The organism is Deltaproteobacteria bacterium (genome assembly GCA_022340465.1).
Lineage (GTDB): Bacteria > Desulfobacterota > Desulfobacteria > Desulfobacterales > B30-G6 > JAJDNW01.
This window is the reverse complement of the sequence record JAJDNW010000113.1, coordinates 1-16,886: the sequence shown is the minus strand read 5'-3', so window position 1 is coordinate 16,886 and position 16,886 is coordinate 1. Positions and strand designations below refer to the sequence as shown.

Genomic DNA, 16,886 nt, shown 5'->3' with positions numbered 1-16,886 from the left:
CCTGGTTCCAATGCGTCGGCTCCCGCGACATGAACCGCTGCGACAACGCCTACTGTTCATCGGTCTGCTGCATGTACGCCATCAAGGAGGCCGTCATCGCCAAGGAACACGCCGGAGACGATCTGGAGTGCACCATTTTCTACATGGATATGCGCACCCACGGCAAGGACTTCGAAAAGTTCTACAACACGGCCAAGGACAAACACGGCGTGCGCTTTGTCAGAAGCCGGGTGCACACCGTCAACCCCGTAGCGGGCTCTGACGACCTTGAAGTCCGCTACGTTACCGACGAAGGACGTATAGAAACCGAAACGTTCGACCAGATCGTGCTTTCCGTGGGCATGGAGATATCGTCTGAAATCGTGACCCTGGCCCAAAAACTGGGTATCGAGCTTTCCGACGGCAACTTCTGCAAAACCGATACGACCACGCCCGTCAAGACCTCCGTCGACGGCGTGTATGTGTGCGGCGCCTTCCAGGGCCCCAAAGATATTCCCGAATCGGTCATGGAAGCCAGCTCCGCAGCCTGCAGCGCCGGGATTCTGCTGGCCGATGCCCGGGGATCGCTTGTCCGCGAAAGAGAATTTCCGGCCGAGGCTGAGGTGGAAGGCCAGGACCCCAAAGTAGGCGTATTCGTCTGCAATTGCGGCATCAACATCGGCGGCGTTGCCGATGTGCCCGCCATCGTGGACTATGCCAAGAGCCTGCCCAACGTGGTCCACGTGGAAGAAAACCTGTTCAGCTGCTCCCAGGACACCCAGGACAAAATGGCGGAGGTTATCAGGGAAAAAGGGCTCAATAGGGTGGTGGTCGCCGCCTGCACGCCCAGGACCCATGAGCCGCTTTTCCAGGAAACCATGCGCAACGCCGGGCTAAACCCCTACCTTTTTGAAATGGCCAATATCAGAAATCAGTGCACCTGGGTGCACGCCGGAGAAAAGGAAAAGGCCACCGAAAAATCGAAAGACCTGGTGCGCATGGCCGCGGCCCGAGCGTCCCTGCTGGACCCCATCGGCGACATCGACGTGGCGGTCAACAAGTCGGCGCTGGTCGTAGGCGGCGGCATCGCCGGCATGACGGCCGCTTTGAACCTGGCCGACCAGGGCTTCCCGGCCATCCTGGTTGAGAGGGATGCCGAACTCGGCGGTGTGGCCCGGGATATCGGCAAAACCTGGAAGGGCGAAGATGTCCAGGCCTTTCTGGCCGACATCAAGAACCGGGTTGCCCGACACCCGGAAGTGGAGGTTCTGACCGGTGCCGAAATCACGGACGCCGGCGGTTTTGTGGGCAACTTCGAAACCACCATCAAAAGCGGCGACAAACTCAAGACCGTGCAGCACGGCGCCACTGTCATCGCCACGGGCGGCGGGGCCGCGGACACCGATGAATACCTTTACGGAAAAAACGACCGGGTCATGCGCTGGCACGACCTGGAACACAATCTGGACAATGTCCGGGATGACGACACGGTCGTTTTCATCCAGTGTGTCGGCTCCCGTGACGATCGGCGCCCCTATTGCTCCCGTATCTGCTGCACCAATTCGATTCTCCAGTCCATCGCCGTCAAGGAGCGCCACCCCAACGCCGGCGTCTTCATCCTCTATCGCGACATCAGGACCTTCGGCGAAAGGGAGTTGCATTACAAGAAGGCACGCGAACTGGGGGTCGTGTTCATTCGCTACTCCCTGGACAACAAACCCGTCGTGAAAGAAACCGGGGAAGGCCTCGACGTGACCGTGTTCGACCCCATCCTGCAGCGCCGGGTCACGATCCCGGCCGACTGGGTCAACCTGGCCACGGCCATTGTGCCGGCTGACAACAAAAAACTGGCCGGCATGTACAAACTGCCGCTGAATGCGGAAAACTTCTTCATGGAAGCCCACGCGAAGCTTCGTCCGGTGGAATTCGCCTCGGACGGCGTCTACCTGTGCGGCCTGGCCCATTACCCCAAAACCATCGACGAGAGCATCGCCCAGGCCATGGCTGCCGCCAGCCGGGCGGCCACCGTTCTCTCCAAGGACGCCATAAAGGTGTCGCCGCTCGTTTCCCAGGTGGACGCCGACAAGTGCATCGGGTGCGGTCTGTGCACGGAAGTGTGCGCCTTCTCCGCCATCGTCCTCGAGGAAGTGGACGGCAAAAAGAAAGCCAAAAACATACCGGCATCCTGCAAGGGGTGCGGCTTGTGCGCCTCATCCTGCCCGCAGCACGCCATCGACATGTTGCACTTCAGGCGCCAGCAGATCCTGGCGGCCGTCTGTGCGGCAGCCTAAGGCAAGGGCTCCAATGATCCACGGGGTCAAGAATTCGAGGGTTTCAAGCCCACACGGATGCCGGAACACGGCATCCGTGTGGTAATAAAAAAGGGTTTATTCAAACAAACGAGAGGTAGACGTATGACGGCATTTGAACCAAAAATCGTAGCGTTCCTCTGCAACTGGTGCGCCTATGCCGGCGCCGACCTGGCCGGCGTTTCCCGGCTGCAATATCCGGCCAACATGCGCACCGTGCGGGTCATGTGCTCCGGACGCGTGGATCCGGTGTTTATCATCAAGGCGCTCAGAGAGGGATGCGACGGCGTCCTCGTGTCCGGGTGACATTTCGGCGACTGCCATTACCTGGAAGGTAATGTTCAAGCGGAGAAGAAACTGCTCTTAACCCGGAAACTGCTCGACACGGCGGGCATCGGCGCCGACCGGCTGCATTTCGACTGGGTTTCCTCGGCCGAAGCACAGCGATTCGTGGAGGTGGTCAACGAAGCCACGGACGCCATCAGGAAACAGGGCAGACTGGACGCGGCCGAGGTCGCTCTGGAGTTGGAAGCCTGCGAAATGACGGTCAGCGACGAAACCATCCGCTGGCTGGTTGGCAAGGAGGTGAGGATCACCACTCAGGGCGATGTCTACGGTCGTTCCTGGGACCTCGCAGCATACGAGTCCGTGCTTTTCAAGGAGCTCGAACGGGAATACCTGAAAAACCTCATTTATCTGGCGATCCGGGAAGGGTCCGTTTCGGTGCGCGAAATCAGCGCCAGAATCGGCGTGGATGTTTTGCGGGTTTCCTATCTTCTGGCGGATCTGGAAAGAACCAACCGGGTCGAGTTCACCGGCATGCAGGAGCGCAAGCCCGTTTTTGCGGCGCTTTAGAAAATTTTTAGTTTTTAAATGTTAATTTTGAATGCGGGCAACACTTCGGTCAACCGCGTCGCATAGGCCTTCATTCAAAATTCATAATTTAGCATTTAAAATTGGTATCGCCGTGCGATGCCAAATCAGGAGGCAAAATGGCAAAGAAAAGCGGATCAGTTATGGTCGTCGGTGCCGGTATTGCTGGCATGCAGGCATCACTGGATCTTGCAAATTCAGACTACAACGTCTATCTGGTCGAACAGGGGCCGACCATCGGCGGGCTCATGGCCCGGCTGGACAAGACCTTTCCGACCAACGACTGCACCATGTGAGTGATCTCGCCCAAACTGGTCGAGGTCGGCCGGCACATGAACATCAACCTGATCACCAACAGCGAGGTCAAAGGCATCGCCGGTGATCCCGGAAACTTCAAGGTCACCGTTACCAACAACCCGCGCTACATCGACCCCGATGCCTGCACGGGCTGCGGCGACTGCGCGCGTCACTGCCCCGCATCCGCCATCAATACCATCAACAAGGGCATGAACGACCGCAGGGCGACCTACATCGAATACGCCCAGGCCGTTCCCCTGGCTTTCGCCATCGACATGGACGCGTGTCTCGGCTGCGGATTGTGCGAAAAAACCTGTCTGGCCGAGGCCGTCAAATACGACGACCGGGTGCGAGAAACCGAGCTCACCGTCGGGTCCGTCATTCTTTCGCCCGGCACCAAGGGCTTCGACCCTTCCGAGCTCGACTACCTGGGATACGGGAAGTACCCCAACGTGGTCACCGCCGAAGGCTTCGAGCGTATCCTGTCGGCGGGCGGCCCCTATTTCGGGCACGTCATGCGGCCGCTCGACCGCGAAGAGCCCAAAAGCATCGCCTGGCTGCAGTGCGTCGGCTCACGCGATAAAAACCGCTGCGGCAACGGCTACTGTTCGTCCGTCTGCTGCATGTACGCCACCAAGGAAGCCATGATCGCCAAGGAACACATCCACGGAGACCTGGAAACGGTCATTTTCAACATGGATATGCGCACCTTCGGCAAGGACTATGAAAAATACTTTTTGAGGGCCCGGGACAGGGAGGGCATCCGCTTCGAAAAGGCGCGTGTCCACACGATCAACGAAGTGCCCGAGACCGGCGACCTGCGGGTGCGCTATGCCGATGAAACCGGCGCCCTGCAAGAGGAGATCTTCTCCATGGTGGTGCTCTCGGTGGGGCTGACCATCCCGGATACGGCGGTGAAGCTGGCCAAACGCCTGGGCATCGAGCTGAACGAATACAACTTTGCCAAAACCGCGCCATTCGCGCCGGTGGAGACATCCAGGCCGGGGATCTACACCTGCGGCGTGTTCCAGGGCCCCAAGGACATCCCGGGGTCGGTGACCGAGGCAAGCGCCGCAGCCTGCCTGGCAGGGGCCGACCTGTCCGAAGCGAGGGGTACCGACATTCCCACCCTCGAAGTCCCCGATCAAAAGGACGTTGCCGGGGAGGACCCGCGCATCGGCGTGTTCGTTTGCAACTGCGGCATCAACATCGGCGGCATCGTGGACGTGCCTGCGGTCCAGGATTATGCCGCTACGCTGCCCAACGTCGTGTTCAGCGACAGCAACCTCTTCACCTGCTCCCAGGACACCCAGGAAAAGATCAAGGAAAAGATTGTGGAGCAGAATCTCAACCGCGTGGTGGTGGCCTCGTGCAGCCCGAAAACCCATGAACCCATGTTCATGGAAACCCTCGAGGCATGCGGGCTCAACAAGTATCTCTTCGAGATGGCCAACATCCGCAACCAGAATTCCTGGATTCACTCGAAGATGCCCGAAACCGCCACGGAAAAGGCCAAAGACCTGGTGCGCATGGCGGTTGCCAGGGCCGGAACCCTGAAGCCGCTCGAGGAAAAGGTCATCCAGGTCAATCAGCGGGCCCTGGTCATCGGAGGAGGCATTGCCGGCATGAACGCGGCCCTGAACCTGGGCCGGCAGGGCTTCGAGGTCGTGCTCGTCGAAAAAGAGGCGCAACTCGGCGGCTTTGCCCGCAACCTGCGCCACACTCTCGAAGGAGCCGACGTACAGGCCTATCTCAAAGCATTGATCGCCGAGGTGGAGGCCAACGACAAGGTGGAGGTGGTCAAGGGAGCGACCGTTTCCGGATTCGGCGGCTACAAGGGAAACTTCAAGACCACGGTCGCCCTGAGCGCCGACGCCCAACCCCGCAACATCGACCACGGTGTCATCATCGTGGCCACCGGTGCCAATGAGTACCGGCCCAAGGAGTTCCTCTACGGTGAAAGCGATCGCGTCACCACCCAGGTTGAATTCACCAAATTGCTGGAAGACGACGGCGCCGACGGCCTCGACAGCGTGGTCATGATCCAGTGCGTGGGATCCAGGAACGAAGAGATGGTGGAGTGTTCGCGCATCTGCTGCCAGGCGGCGGTCAAGAACGCGCTGTTGGTGAAGAAACTGAATCCCGACACCCAGGTGTTCATCCTTTACCGCGACATGCGCACCTACGGCCTGATGGAAGACTACCTCACCGAGGCCAGGGAAAAAGGCGTCATCTTCATGCGCTACGACGCCGACAATCCGCCGCAAGTGGAAGCCGGCGCCGACGGCCTCGTCGTCAAAACCAGAGACCACGTGCTGCAGCGCGAGGTCGAGATCAGTGCGGACCGGCTGGTGCTGAGCGCCGGCATGCGTGCGGCCGACACCAAAAAGCTCAGCGGAATCATGAAGCTGAACGCCAACCCAGAAGGCTACTTCATCGAGGCCCACGTCAAGCTGAGACCCGTGGACATGCCCGGGGATGGCATCTTCCTCTGCGGCACGGCCCACGGTCCCAAACTGATCTCCGAGACCATATCCCAGGCCCAGGCCGCCGCTTCCCGCGCCACCACCTTCCTGGCCAGGCCGGAGATCAAGCTCTCGGCCATCGCGGCCAAGGTGGACACGGAACACTGCGTGAAATGCCTGACATGCGTGCGCACGTGCCCCTTTGACGTGCCTGTATTCAACACGGAAACCAAGGCCATCGAAATCGACGCGGCCATCTGCCACGGATGCGGGGCCTGCGCAGCCGTCTGCCCCCGGCAGACGATTCAGCTCGGTTTCTACGAAGATGACCAGATTGCTTGTAAAATAGATGCGTTGCTGGCAGGAGGAATGTAATGGCGGAATTTGAACCGACGATAATCGCATTTTGCTGTGACTACTGAGGCTACTCTGCTGCGGACCTGGCAGGTTCCATGCGGCTTGAATACCCTGCGAATGTCAAAATCATCAGGGTCCCCTGTAGCGGTAAAGTGGATGTCATGTATCTGTTGAGGGCGATTCAGAAAGGAGCGGACGGCGTCTATGTTGTCGGCTGCCTCGAAGGAACCTGCCACTACAACGAAGGCAATTTCCGGGCCCGCGAGCGGGTCGGGCACGTGCGCATGCTGCTCGAGGAAATCGGCCTTGATGCCGAACGGGTGAGAATGTATAATCTCTCTTCCGGCGAAGGCCCCACCTTTGCGGCCTATGCAAGAGAAATGACTGAAAATATTAAGAAACTTGGACCAAATCCATTGAAAAAAAAGTCCAAAGCCTAAATTGGAGGATATAAAATGGCTGAAAAAGCAATTAAACTAGGCGGCAAGAAAAAGAGCCTTTTTATCGACAAGGTAAAAGAGCTGCTGCCCGAGGGGGGCAACCTGAACCTTTGTCTGACCTGCGGCGCCTGCTCGTCGGGATGTCCGGCCACCGGCCTCGGCGGCATGGATCCCAGAAAATTCCTGCGGATGGCGGCGCTCGGTATGGATGAAGAGATCAAGAACACAGACTGGATCTGGTGGTGCAGCATGTGCCAGCGCTGTATCTACGTCTGCCCCATGAAAATCGACATTCCCCAGCTCGTGTTCAACGCCCGTTCGCTGGTTCCCAGGGACGAAAGGCCCAAAGGCATCCTGGGCTCCTGCGACATGGCCCTGCGCAATGACACCTGCAGCGCCATGGGCGCCACCGAAGAGGACTTCCAGTTCGTGGTCGAGGATGTGCTGGAGGAATATCAGGAGGCGCAGCCGGAGTTCGCGGAGATGCAGGCACCGGTGAACAAAGAGGGGGCCGAGTTCTTTTTGAACCAGAACTCCAGGGAGCCGGTCACCGAGCCGGATGAAATGGTGCCTCTGTGGAAGATCCTTCACCTGGTCGGGGCGGACTGGACTTACGGAACCAAGGGCTGGGCCGCCGAAAACTACTGCATGTTCCTGGCCGACAACGATAGCTGGAAACACATCGTGGAGGTGAAAAAGAAAGCCGTCGAAGACCTGGGGTGCAAGGTCTGGCTCAATACGGAATGAGGGCACGAACTCTTTGCAGTCCGGGCCGGACTGAAGAAATTCAAACTCGAACCCAATTTCGAAATCAAAAGCATCATCCAATATTATGCCCAGTGGATCCGGGAGGGCAAGCTCAAGGTCAGCTCCGACTGGAACAGGGAGCGCCACGTAACCTTCACCGTACAGGACCCCTGCCAGCTGGTCAGGAAATCGTTCGGCGATCCCGTGGCCGAAGACCTGCGCTACGTGGTCAAGGCGGTCGTCGGCGAAGAGAACTTCATCGACATGACCCCCAACCGGTCCAACAACTTCTGCTGTGGCGGGGGCGGCGGCTTCCTGCAGTCCGGATTTCCGGACGAACGCCGCGCCTACGGCAAATGCAAGGCCGACCAGATCCTGGCGACCGAGGCGGATTACTGCATCACCCCCTGCCACAACTGTCACGCGCAGATCCACGATTTGGCCGAGCAGCGCGACCACGTGTGGCAGACGGTTCATTTGTGGACCCTGATCTGCCTGTCTCTGGGTGTGCTAGGGCCCAATGAAAGGGCCTACCTGGGCGATGACCTCAAAGATGTGGACGTCTTTCATCCTGAATCGGAAATGTAGGTAATCGTCTTCCTCGAGCCGGACATCCGCGACAACTGCTTGTCCGGTGCCCCGGGCCGGCGAGGATGACAGATTAGGAGGGAAAATGATAGTTGCCAAAAGAAAACCCTTTGACGAAATCAAAGAATATATCAAGGACTGCAAGAAGGTCCTGGTGGCCGGGTGCGGCACCTGTGTGGCGGTCTGTCTGGCCGGCGGTGAAAAGGAGGTCGACATTCTCAACACCGAGCTGGACATGGCCCGGAAGCTGGACGACAACCCCCTGGAAACCGGCACGATTACCATCGAGCGCCAATGCGACGTGGAATACCTCGAAGGGCTGGACGACCTGGTGAAGGACTACGAAGCCATATTGTCCATGGCCTGCGGAGTGGGCATCCAGTTTCTGGCCGAACGCTTCCCGGAAATCCCGGTTTATCCGGCGGTCGACACCACGGGCATGTCGGCTAATCTGGCCGTGGGGTGGTATGAGGAGCGTTGCCGCTCCTGCGGCGAATGTGTGCTGGGCCTCACCGGCGGCATCTGCCCGGTCACCATGTGCGCCAAGGGCCTTTACAACGGGCCCTGCGGTGGAACCAACAACGGCAGCTGTGAAATTGACGATGAGCAGCCCTGTGCCTGGTTCAAAATATACGAACGACTGTCCGCCCAGGATCGGTTGGACAACATTCTGAAAATAAAAAATCCGGTGGGCTGGCATGACCAGGTTCCGCGCACGCTGATTCAGCCGGGGTACAAAAAACCGGAAAAAGTCGCTGAAAAATAGCGGTGTTCCCGCCAACAACCAATTTCGGGAAATAAGGTGATACAGATGAGCACAGAGGGAAATGGATTTAAATCAGGCAGTAACCTGGAAAAAGTTCTGCGAGCCGGCCACTTTGCTTTTACGGGTGAATTGGGTCCCCCCCGGGGCAATGCCGTCGAGGAGGTTGTCGAAAAAGCCAAACACCTCAAAGGCGTGGTGGATGCGGTTAACATCACCGACAACCAGACCGCCATGGTGCGAATGTCCAGCTGGGCCGCCAGCCTTTTGATCCTGAAAGAAGGGTTGGAACCCAATTTTCAGATGGTCTGCCGGGACCGGAACCGCCTTGCCATGCAGGCCGACATCCTGGGTGCCACGGCGTTGGGCATCAAAAACATGCTCTGCCTCTCGGGTGACCACCAGAAGTTCGGGGACCACCCCGATTCCAAGGGCGTCTTCGACATCGATTCCATTCAGCTGATCGGCATGGTGAAAAAGATGCGCGACGAGGGGTTGTTCCTGAGCGGCGCCGAACTGGTGGGCGCACCTAAAATGTTCATCGGTGCCGCCGCCAATCCGTTTGCCGACCCGTTCGAATGGCGCGTTCATCGGCTGGCGAAAAAGATCGCTGCCGGCGTCGATTTCATTCAGACCCAGTGCATCTACAACATGGATAAATTTCGTAAATGGGTTCAGCAGGCCAACGACATGGGCCTGACTGAAAAGGTTTATATTCTCGCGGGCGTCACGCCCATGAAGAGCGTGGGTATGGCCAAGTACATGAAAAACAAGGTGCCGGGCATGGATGTGCCCGACGAGGTCATAAAAAGGCTGCAGGGGGCCGGAAAGGGCAAGGTCGCCGCCGAGGGCATCAAAATGGCCTGCGAGCAGATCGAGGAGTTCAAGGAAATGAAGGGGGTTCACGGCGTACACCTGATGGCCATCGAGTGGGAACACAAGGTCCCCGAGATCGCCGAACAGGCCAAGGTGCTGCCCCGGCCGGAGGTGTAAACCGCAACGAACAAGCAGATGAATTTTTAGAAAAAAGGATGACCCGGTCATGGCAACAGACCGGGTCGTGCTTTTTTCGGAACCGGCGGAAAAGGCCCGGTCCAGTAGGAAATTTGCGCACCGGAAAGAATCATCATTTGCAACGGGCCGGGTTTTATTGTAACTTGGTGTCCGCTACCACATCGTCTGTCAGTTTCCAATGCCAAAGGAGGTAAGATGAAAATTTTCAAATTGTTAGCCATTATCTGCATCTGTACACCGCTTGCCGCCGGAACGGTTTGCGCCAAGGACCTCAAGGGTCAGGTCGGTGTCGGGTTCAACTCCCAGCTGAGCGAAGGAGGGATGGATTCGATTTCCGCCAAATACTGGCTCAACAACGATCTCGGTTTTCAGGGCATCTTCGGCTTCACCTTCAGTGACGACGTCGATGAAGTCGACCTCGGCGGGAAGGTGCTGTACAAACTGATTGACGAAAAGAACATGTACGTTGCCGGCATCGGCGGTATAGGCATAAGCCATGTAAACCCGGACAAGGGGGACGACGACACCGGCTGGTGGCTCAGCGGGGGCGTCGGCGTCGAATACTTTTTCAGCGGGCTGCCCAATCTCGGATTTTCCACGGAAATCGGCCTCGTATTCTCCGATTACCGGGACAACTCCTCTTTCAACACCGCGGGCGATACGGCCATCTCGGCCGGCATCCACTACTATTTCGGCGGCAGCAAGCTTAAAAGTACTTCCGAGTAGTCGCTTTCTCAACGGTAGAAAGCCTGTCTTTTTCCAAATCCGTCGGGAAAAAGTTCTCCGTTCAATGTTTTTCCCGGCGGTTTCGCATTAGTAGCTATGAAAATTGGTGAAATATGAAATTCGTCATTATCGGGGGAGATGCCGCCGGCATGAGCGCGGCCAGCCGCGCCAAGCGGCATCAACCGGACATGGACGTCACGGTTCTGGAACAGACCGACGACGTCTCCTACAGCGCCTGCGGCATGCCCTACAACATTGCCGAAGCCGACCGGGAGATCGATGAGCTCGTTGTACGCAAAGCCCAGGTATTCAGGGACAAGCAGGGTATCGACCTCTTGACGGGGCATCGCGTGGAAGCCATCGACGCCGGCCGCAAAACCGTTGCCGGCCGCACTGCTTCGGGCGAGGCGTTCCGGTTTTCGTATGACAAACTGCTGATCGCCACCGGCGGCTCGCCCGTCCTGCCCGACATCCCCGGAATCGGCCTGCCGGGCGTCACGGCCCTAAAAAGCCTGGGGGACGGCCGGAGGATAAAAAAATACCTCGCCGCCCATCCGGTAAAAAGGGCCGTAATCGTCGGCATGGGGTATGTGGGGCTGGAAATGGCCGAAGCCCTGCGCAGCCGCTCCATCGACGTGGACATGGTCAAACCCGGACCGGTTCTTTTGCCGTGGATGGCAACGGAACTGTCCGATACCGTCAAAAAGGAGCTGGAAGACAACCGGGTGGGCCTATATGCCGGGCATGCCGTCGAACGGATAGAGTCTGTCGACAAACGCCTCGCCGTGCATTGCGCCGGTCAAACGCTCGAGGCGGACCTCGTGCTCATAGCTATCGGCATCACGCCCAACAGCGGCATCGCCGTTGCCGCGGGGTTGGCCACCGGGCCCAAAGGCGCCATCACCGTGGACAGGGCCATGCGGACGTCCGACGAACACATCTACGCCGCCGGCGACTGCGCCGATGCCTACAACGTCGTCAACAACGAGAGGGTGTGGGTCCCATTGGCCCTTCGCGCCAACCGCGCCGGATGGGCCGTGGCCGACAACGTCTGCGGCAAGGCCGTCGAACTCCCGGGCATCGCCGGAACGGCGGTATTCAAGGTGTTTGACCTCCAGGTCGCCCGGACAGGCCTGACTCCGGACGAAGCCGCAGCATCCGGCTTCGATCCCGTGGGGGCGGTCATCCGCGCCCGCTCACGCGCCCATGCCCATCCGGGGTCCTGCACCATAACCACCCACATGCTTGCAGACAAACAATCCGGACGGCTGCTGGGTACGCAGATGGTGGGAAAAGAAGGGGTGGCCCACCGCATCAACGCCGTGGCCGTTGCCTTGTACAACCGCATGACGGTCGCGGACTTCGCCCAGACGGACCTGGCTTACGCGCCGCCCTTCGGCCCAACCTGGGATCCTATGCTGACCACGGCCAATCAGCTGCTCAAGAAGCTTTAACAGCCCTTCCATCACGAAATCACGAATATTGGCATACGCTTTTCGTGATTTCGTTGTTTTTTTAGACAAACCCGATCGATTTGCCCGCTGGATGCCCATCATCTTATCTTGCAATCATCCGTCAATGTCAAAACAGCCGATTGACGGCGCGATGCGCCCGCATATTCCAATAAGCCCCATTGAGCCCTACCGCCATGCTGGGGTCAAAATTGACATTGGGAATCTTGCCAATCGCCGATAAATAGTGGACGTGATCCCCGACCGAAACGGTGCATCCCTTGGCGTGCATATATTTTTTATTTCTGTTGTTGAAACAATGCCACAACGTTTTCATTGTTTTTGCCACCATGTCGTTGGATTTTGTCTTGCGCTCATCGACATCCGCAGGCGGTTTGTAACTGCTCTCTATGACGACCTTTTCACCGTTGATCTTCCCCTCCCAGCTGGTGCAGTCGCCCACAAACAGAACCCTCTCATCTTCCTTTACATCCAGAGGCCCCTCCACCCTGCCGACGACATAATGGACTTTCTGCATGCGACTGGTTACATCCGGATAGTAAGCCCTGAAAATGTGCATCGCCTCCTGGAGGGCGCCGGGGCACCCTCCCCAGCAATAATCCGGGGAGTGCTTTTCGGGGAATGCCCCCACGGTGCAACGCAGATTGCCGCCGTCTTGAAAATAGCTGTCTATGTGCTCCATGCAAAATTCGAAATTTTTTGTTTTTTCCTGAACGGATGCGAGCGGAAAATCCCCGGCAACGTCGATCTCATCCAGATGCATCGGCCCGAACCCCCTTTCCGAAGTATACTTTAGATGGATCAGGTCTTCGGGATTCACATGCACCATATGGCAGCCCACCGTATCGACGGCACAGGAATTGGTCCCCATGACAATGGCGCCCATATCGAACGGGGTCGGCGTCAGCATCATTTTCTGCCCGGCGACGATAGCATCCACGGCAATAAATTTGGGCTGAATGACCGACTGCAGGTCCGCTATCTTGTGTTCGAGGAAAAGATTGTGATCCACGAGCCGGTGACGGTCGTCCTGAATGCCGATAAAATTTTTCAAACTCAGTGTCAGCCGGCACCAGGGGTGCGCCTTGAACTTGGGGAGGTTTATCAGAAAATCCGCCTCGGCTACCGGCTTCGGAACGAACAGGGTTTTTCTCAGCGCGGCGGGTCCGTCGATTTCTACGGGGACTTGCCGGGCCTCATCGAAGTAATGGGCCTTGACCCCGTGTTTTTTCAGGACCTCGGGATAGCCCGCATTCTTAAAGGTCCATCGCGTCGGCAGGGTGATGCCCGACCGCTCCCCCACGGCGATTTCACCGGCATCGGCGGCCACCGCCTTAACGGCCGCAAGGGTCCCGTCCAGAAACTCTTTCCTCGTGAAGGCGTTGGGAAACCGTTTCGGTTCGGCGATAACGACATTCGGTTTCAGAAGAATTTTGCCGGTGGGCCTGGCGTCCAGTTCCTCCATCCCTTCTCTGACGATACCTGCAATTTTGTCCGGGTCGTACGTGTCGCATCTCATGATGAGAACTTTTTGCTTTTTTCCCATTGTAGGCTCCTTTAATTAGCTGAGGGAATCGTCGTAAAAAGATTCCGGTTCATGCCCAGGGCCGCCCCTCTCTTATACGGGCGCCCGGTCAGGATCGCGTGGACCGCTAAAATTCGATCCTGATTTCCCCGTACAGCGCGTGGGCCGTGTAAGAGTCGCGGTAATCCCCCCCGTATTTCAACGATGCCCGGTATCCGCTCTTGGATAGCAGCGACAGCGAGACGCCGGTGTTGACCCCGTCACGCTCCACCGGTTGTCCCGGCATGGAAAAAGAGCCGCCCGGTGCGCCGGCAATGGCGGCCGTGGTGACGCCGTCGTCGATGTCGAAGTCGTGCAGCCAGGCCAGGCTCACCTCCGGCAGAAGCGTGGCGTTTTTAAGGGTGAACGCCCTGCCGGCCCGCAATCCCAGCCGCGACAGCAACGCCTCGCTCCGCCGGGACTCGACCTTTAGATTCAAGGCGCCGACACCCTTCTCCTTGAATCCGTCCTCGTCCAGCCGGGTGTAGAGCACTGATCCGAAGGGGCCCCACCGCCATTCGTCCACGGGGAAATAATACCCGCCTCCCAGGTGGGCGGAGAAAAGGTCGCCGGCGTGTTCGCTGGAAGCCGTGCCCTGCAAGGGGCCGATGCCAACGTTGCGGGAATTTTCATAGTCCTGTTTTCCGTAAGACAAGACCGTGTCCACATAAAGACGATCGGTAAAATAGCTGCCGTAGACAGACCCTACCAGGCTGCTGATGTCACCGTTGCCGGCATCCCGGGACATGTCGATGTCGGCATAGGAATGGATGAGGCCGAATCCCGCAATAAATTTGTCCGCAAGCATGTGGTCAACACCGATGGCGCCGCCGTACAGCTGGTAGTCGTATCCGCTGAAGCCGCCCTCCGCATCCTGATCTCCCCACTGGCCGAACAGATCCAGCCACAGTCCCCATTTTCTCTGTGCTTCCGCCTGTTGGCGGGCCCCGGTCAAGTCGCCGATGGCGCTCCCGTTGTAGGCCAGGAGCAGCGGTTCCTGCGGCGAATCCGTTTTGGCGTTGCCCCCCGGTGCCGTGATGCCGCTGCGCAGCATGTCCATGCGCTTTTGCACGGTCTGGGTGAAGGCGTGCGCAGCGAACAGGGAGGTCCGGGTGGATTTGCCATAGGTCTCCGGGCTGAAACCGGCAAAGGCTTTTCTGAAATCCTCGCGGGACAGGGACTGAAATACCCCGAGGTATTCCTCGAGTTCCCCGGCGGCGGTCGGCATGATCCGGTCCAGGTACCGGGCGACGGCCGTTTCGATACGGTTCTCCGCCACGGTGGTAACCCTTGCTGCAACGGCTTCCACCCCCACGCCGTCGGCACGGGTGGTGGTTTCAAAGTGCAGCAGTGGTGACGGTTCAGGCAGTATTTTGCTGTCAAAATCGTCGATGACGCTGTTTGCCGAAAGGATGTCGAAGGAGTCGCCGTTGTGGAACAAACCCGGTCCCCTAGCCACTTTCAGCTCACCGGCCAGCACGGCCTCGCCGTCCACCTTGAGTCGGCCGTGGCTGCCGTCACTGTTGACCTGCGCGGTGAAACTGCCGTCTGAAGCCAGCGTGTAGTCGTGGGCGATCTCCAGGGTGCCTTCAATGGCCTCCAGCCGGTTCACGGGGGGCATGTTGTTGACCGTGAATGTGCCGCCGCCGATCTTGGCGGCGGCTTCGAATTCGGATATGTCTCCGTCAAAGCTGCCTCTATCTTCGAACACCAGCAGGTCCTTGCCTGTACCGCCGAAAATCTGACCGGTGACCAGCGGCGTTCCGCTCAGCCGCAGCGTGTCATTGCCGTCGCCGTTCAAAATCGGCCCTTCCACCAAAGACTGATCCAGCAGTTGCACCGTGTCATCACCGGCGCCGGTGTCGATGCCGACACCTGTTGATGAATCCCCATTCTCGACAATCTCCGTATGGATGGTGCCGCTGTTGATGACCGTATCGTTGCCCGCGCCGGTGCAGATGCCCACGGCTTCCCCGTCACTAACCGAATACGCTGTTGCGCTGGCGCTGACATGGATCGACCCCTCGTTTTCGACCCGATCGTTGCCGCTGCCGGTCTGGATGCCGGTTGCCCGGGCAACAGCCGTGGCATGATATTCTTGGGCATCTGCATCCCAACTCAATTCGATGTTGGACGCAGCCGCTGCCGCGGCAATCAAATCGCCGCTGTTGAAAATATCGTTCGATCCGTCGCCGGTCAGGATCCCGGTCGCGTCGGCAACGGTGTGGCTTTTGACCGTTTCTTTCGAATATTGCGAGGCTGTCTTGGCCCGCGCTTTTGCAAGGCCGGTTGCGGTTGCGTTGACTCCCAGGTTCCCGTAGTTGTGGATCGCGTTTTCCCCGGAGCCGGTCTGGATGCCGACGGATGCGGCTATAAGACCGGGAGTTTCCTCGTTCCCGATAAATCCCCGGCCGTAGTTCTCGGCGTATCCATAGGCAAAGGCGTCCGCCGTCGCCGACACGGTCAGATCTTCGTCCTTATAGTTGTATATTTCATTGCGGCCGTTACCCGCCAGAATGCCTGTGGCCGTAGCCGATCCGCCGGCATAGGCATAGCCGTAGTTGGTGGCGCTGTCGGTATTGGCCCAGGCGGTGGCCCGGGGATTTATCTTTGAAGATACAGACATCTCTCCGTGATTTTCGATGCGGTTGCCGCCGTCGCCGACACGGATGCCGGCAGCATCCGCGGTCCACGACGTCTCATCCCCGCCGGCATCGGAAACCGCCTGGTCAAGGTGCTCGGAAGGATAGGTGGCCACCGAATTGGGAAGGTCTCTCGTTGTCAGATTTTCCGCCTTTGCCACGAGAAGGTCCTCGTTGACAATGACATTGTCGCCATTGCCTGCGGCGATGGCCGCAGCATAGGCTCGTCCACCGGCCCGGTTAGTGGCGTAAGCCGTGTCTGTTATCGAGGAAGCCTGTGCTTTGGAAACGATATCCACCGCCGCAACCGCCTGCACGTCATTCTGGTTGCGGATGCCGTTGTTGCCGTCCCCGGCTTCGATGCCCACGGCAATTGACGCGACACTGGCATCGTCATCTTCGCCGATGTGGCCTGTGGCGTTTTCATCTGAGTTGGCATAGCTGTCCACCACAGCGCGGGATTCCACGGAAATCGAACCCTCTTTTTCATTGCGCACCGTGTTGTCGCCAGCGCCCACGGCAATCCCCGCGGCGGTGGCCTGCGACCCGGCAAAAACGTCCGTGTCCGTCGTACGGGAGACCGAGTTGGCCGAAGCCCAGGGCAGTGCATTGGCGGAAAGCGTCACACTGACCGTGCCGCTGTTGACGAC

Annotated in this window: 11 protein-coding genes and 1 pseudogene; 10 read left to right on the top strand and 2 right to left on the bottom strand. The window is 58.6% G+C overall.

Translation table 11 applies throughout. The features are described 5' to 3' along the window. The 10 genes and pseudogenes from LJE94_16195 to LJE94_16150 form a co-directional block, all read left to right on the top strand. On the top strand, positions 1 to 2,270 hold a 2,270-nt coding region (locus LJE94_16195; GenBank protein ID MCG6911646.1), incomplete at its 5' end, for an FAD-dependent oxidoreductase. Positions 2,271 to 2,393: 123 nt separating this feature from the next. Next, positions 2,394 to 2,756, top strand: a pseudogene (locus LJE94_16190) (hydrogenase iron-sulfur subunit). Then, entirely contained in the window at positions 2,739 to 3,143 is a 405-nt protein-coding gene (locus LJE94_16185; GenBank protein ID MCG6911645.1) for a hypothetical protein, read from the top strand. The pseudogene LJE94_16190 and the gene LJE94_16185 overlap by 18 nt, the downstream one beginning before the upstream one ends. Before the next feature lie 137 nt (positions 3,144 to 3,280). Beyond that, positions 3,281 to 6,298 (top strand): CoB--CoM heterodisulfide reductase iron-sulfur subunit A family protein, encoded by a 3,018-nt coding sequence (locus LJE94_16180; GenBank protein MCG6911644.1) that lies wholly within the window; start codon positions 3,281 to 3,283, stop codon positions 6,296 to 6,298. After that, complete coding sequence (locus LJE94_16175; protein ID MCG6911643.1) at positions 6,298 to 6,720, top strand: hydrogenase iron-sulfur subunit; 423 nt, start codon at positions 6,298 to 6,300, stop codon at positions 6,718 to 6,720. The genes LJE94_16180 and LJE94_16175 overlap by 1 nt, the downstream gene beginning before the upstream one ends. Before the next feature lie 15 nt (positions 6,721 to 6,735). Continuing rightward, entirely contained in the window at positions 6,736 to 8,055 is a 1,320-nt protein-coding gene (locus LJE94_16170) for a (Fe-S)-binding protein (GenBank protein MCG6911642.1), read from the top strand. Positions 8,056 to 8,140: 85 nt separating this feature from the next. Beyond that, on the top strand, positions 8,141 to 8,821 hold the full coding sequence (locus LJE94_16165) for a methylenetetrahydrofolate reductase C-terminal domain-containing protein (GenBank protein MCG6911641.1): 681 nt from the start codon (positions 8,141 to 8,143) through the stop codon (positions 8,819 to 8,821). Positions 8,822 to 8,866: 45 nt separating this feature from the next. Continuing rightward, a complete protein-coding gene (locus LJE94_16160; GenBank protein ID MCG6911640.1) occupies positions 8,867 to 9,811 on the top strand; it encodes a methylenetetrahydrofolate reductase in 945 nt (314 codons plus the stop codon). 216 nt (positions 9,812 to 10,027) lie between these two features. Then, positions 10,028 to 10,558 (top strand): hypothetical protein, encoded by a 531-nt coding sequence (locus LJE94_16155; protein MCG6911639.1) that lies wholly within the window; start codon positions 10,028 to 10,030, stop codon positions 10,556 to 10,558. 113 nt (positions 10,559 to 10,671) lie between these two features. Beyond that, entirely contained in the window at positions 10,672 to 12,012 is a 1,341-nt protein-coding gene (locus tag LJE94_16150; protein ID MCG6911638.1) for an FAD-dependent oxidoreductase, read from the top strand. A 127-nt stretch (positions 12,013 to 12,139) separates the two neighbouring features. On the opposite strand, the gene LJE94_16145 is transcribed toward LJE94_16150, so the two are convergent. Beyond that, on the bottom strand, positions 12,140 to 13,576 hold the full coding sequence (locus LJE94_16145; GenBank protein MCG6911637.1) for a DUF362 domain-containing protein: 1,437 nt from the start codon (positions 13,574 to 13,576) through the stop codon (positions 12,140 to 12,142). A gap of 106 nt (positions 13,577 to 13,682) precedes the next feature. Beyond that, the coding region (locus LJE94_16140) for an autotransporter outer membrane beta-barrel domain-containing protein (protein MCG6911636.1) at positions 13,683 to 16,886 on the bottom strand (3,204 nt) is incomplete at its 5' end.

Bases quoted from the DNA above. Each gene is read 5' to 3' on its own strand.
- LJE94_16150 (MCG6911638.1), top strand. From the start codon at position 10,672: ATGAAATTCGTCATTATCGGGGGAGATGCCGCCGGCATGAGCGCGGCC.
- LJE94_16155 (MCG6911639.1), top strand. From the start codon at position 10,028: ATGAAAATTTTCAAATTGTTAGCCATTATCTGCATCTGTACACCGCTT.
- LJE94_16165 (MCG6911641.1), top strand. From the start codon at position 8,141: ATGATAGTTGCCAAAAGAAAACCCTTTGACGAAATCAAAGAATATATC.
- LJE94_16145 (MCG6911637.1), bottom strand. From the start codon at position 13,576: ATGGGAAAAAAGCAAAAAGTTCTCATCATGAGATGCGACACGTACGAC.
- LJE94_16160 (MCG6911640.1), top strand. From the start codon at position 8,867: ATGAGCACAGAGGGAAATGGATTTAAATCAGGCAGTAACCTGGAAAAA.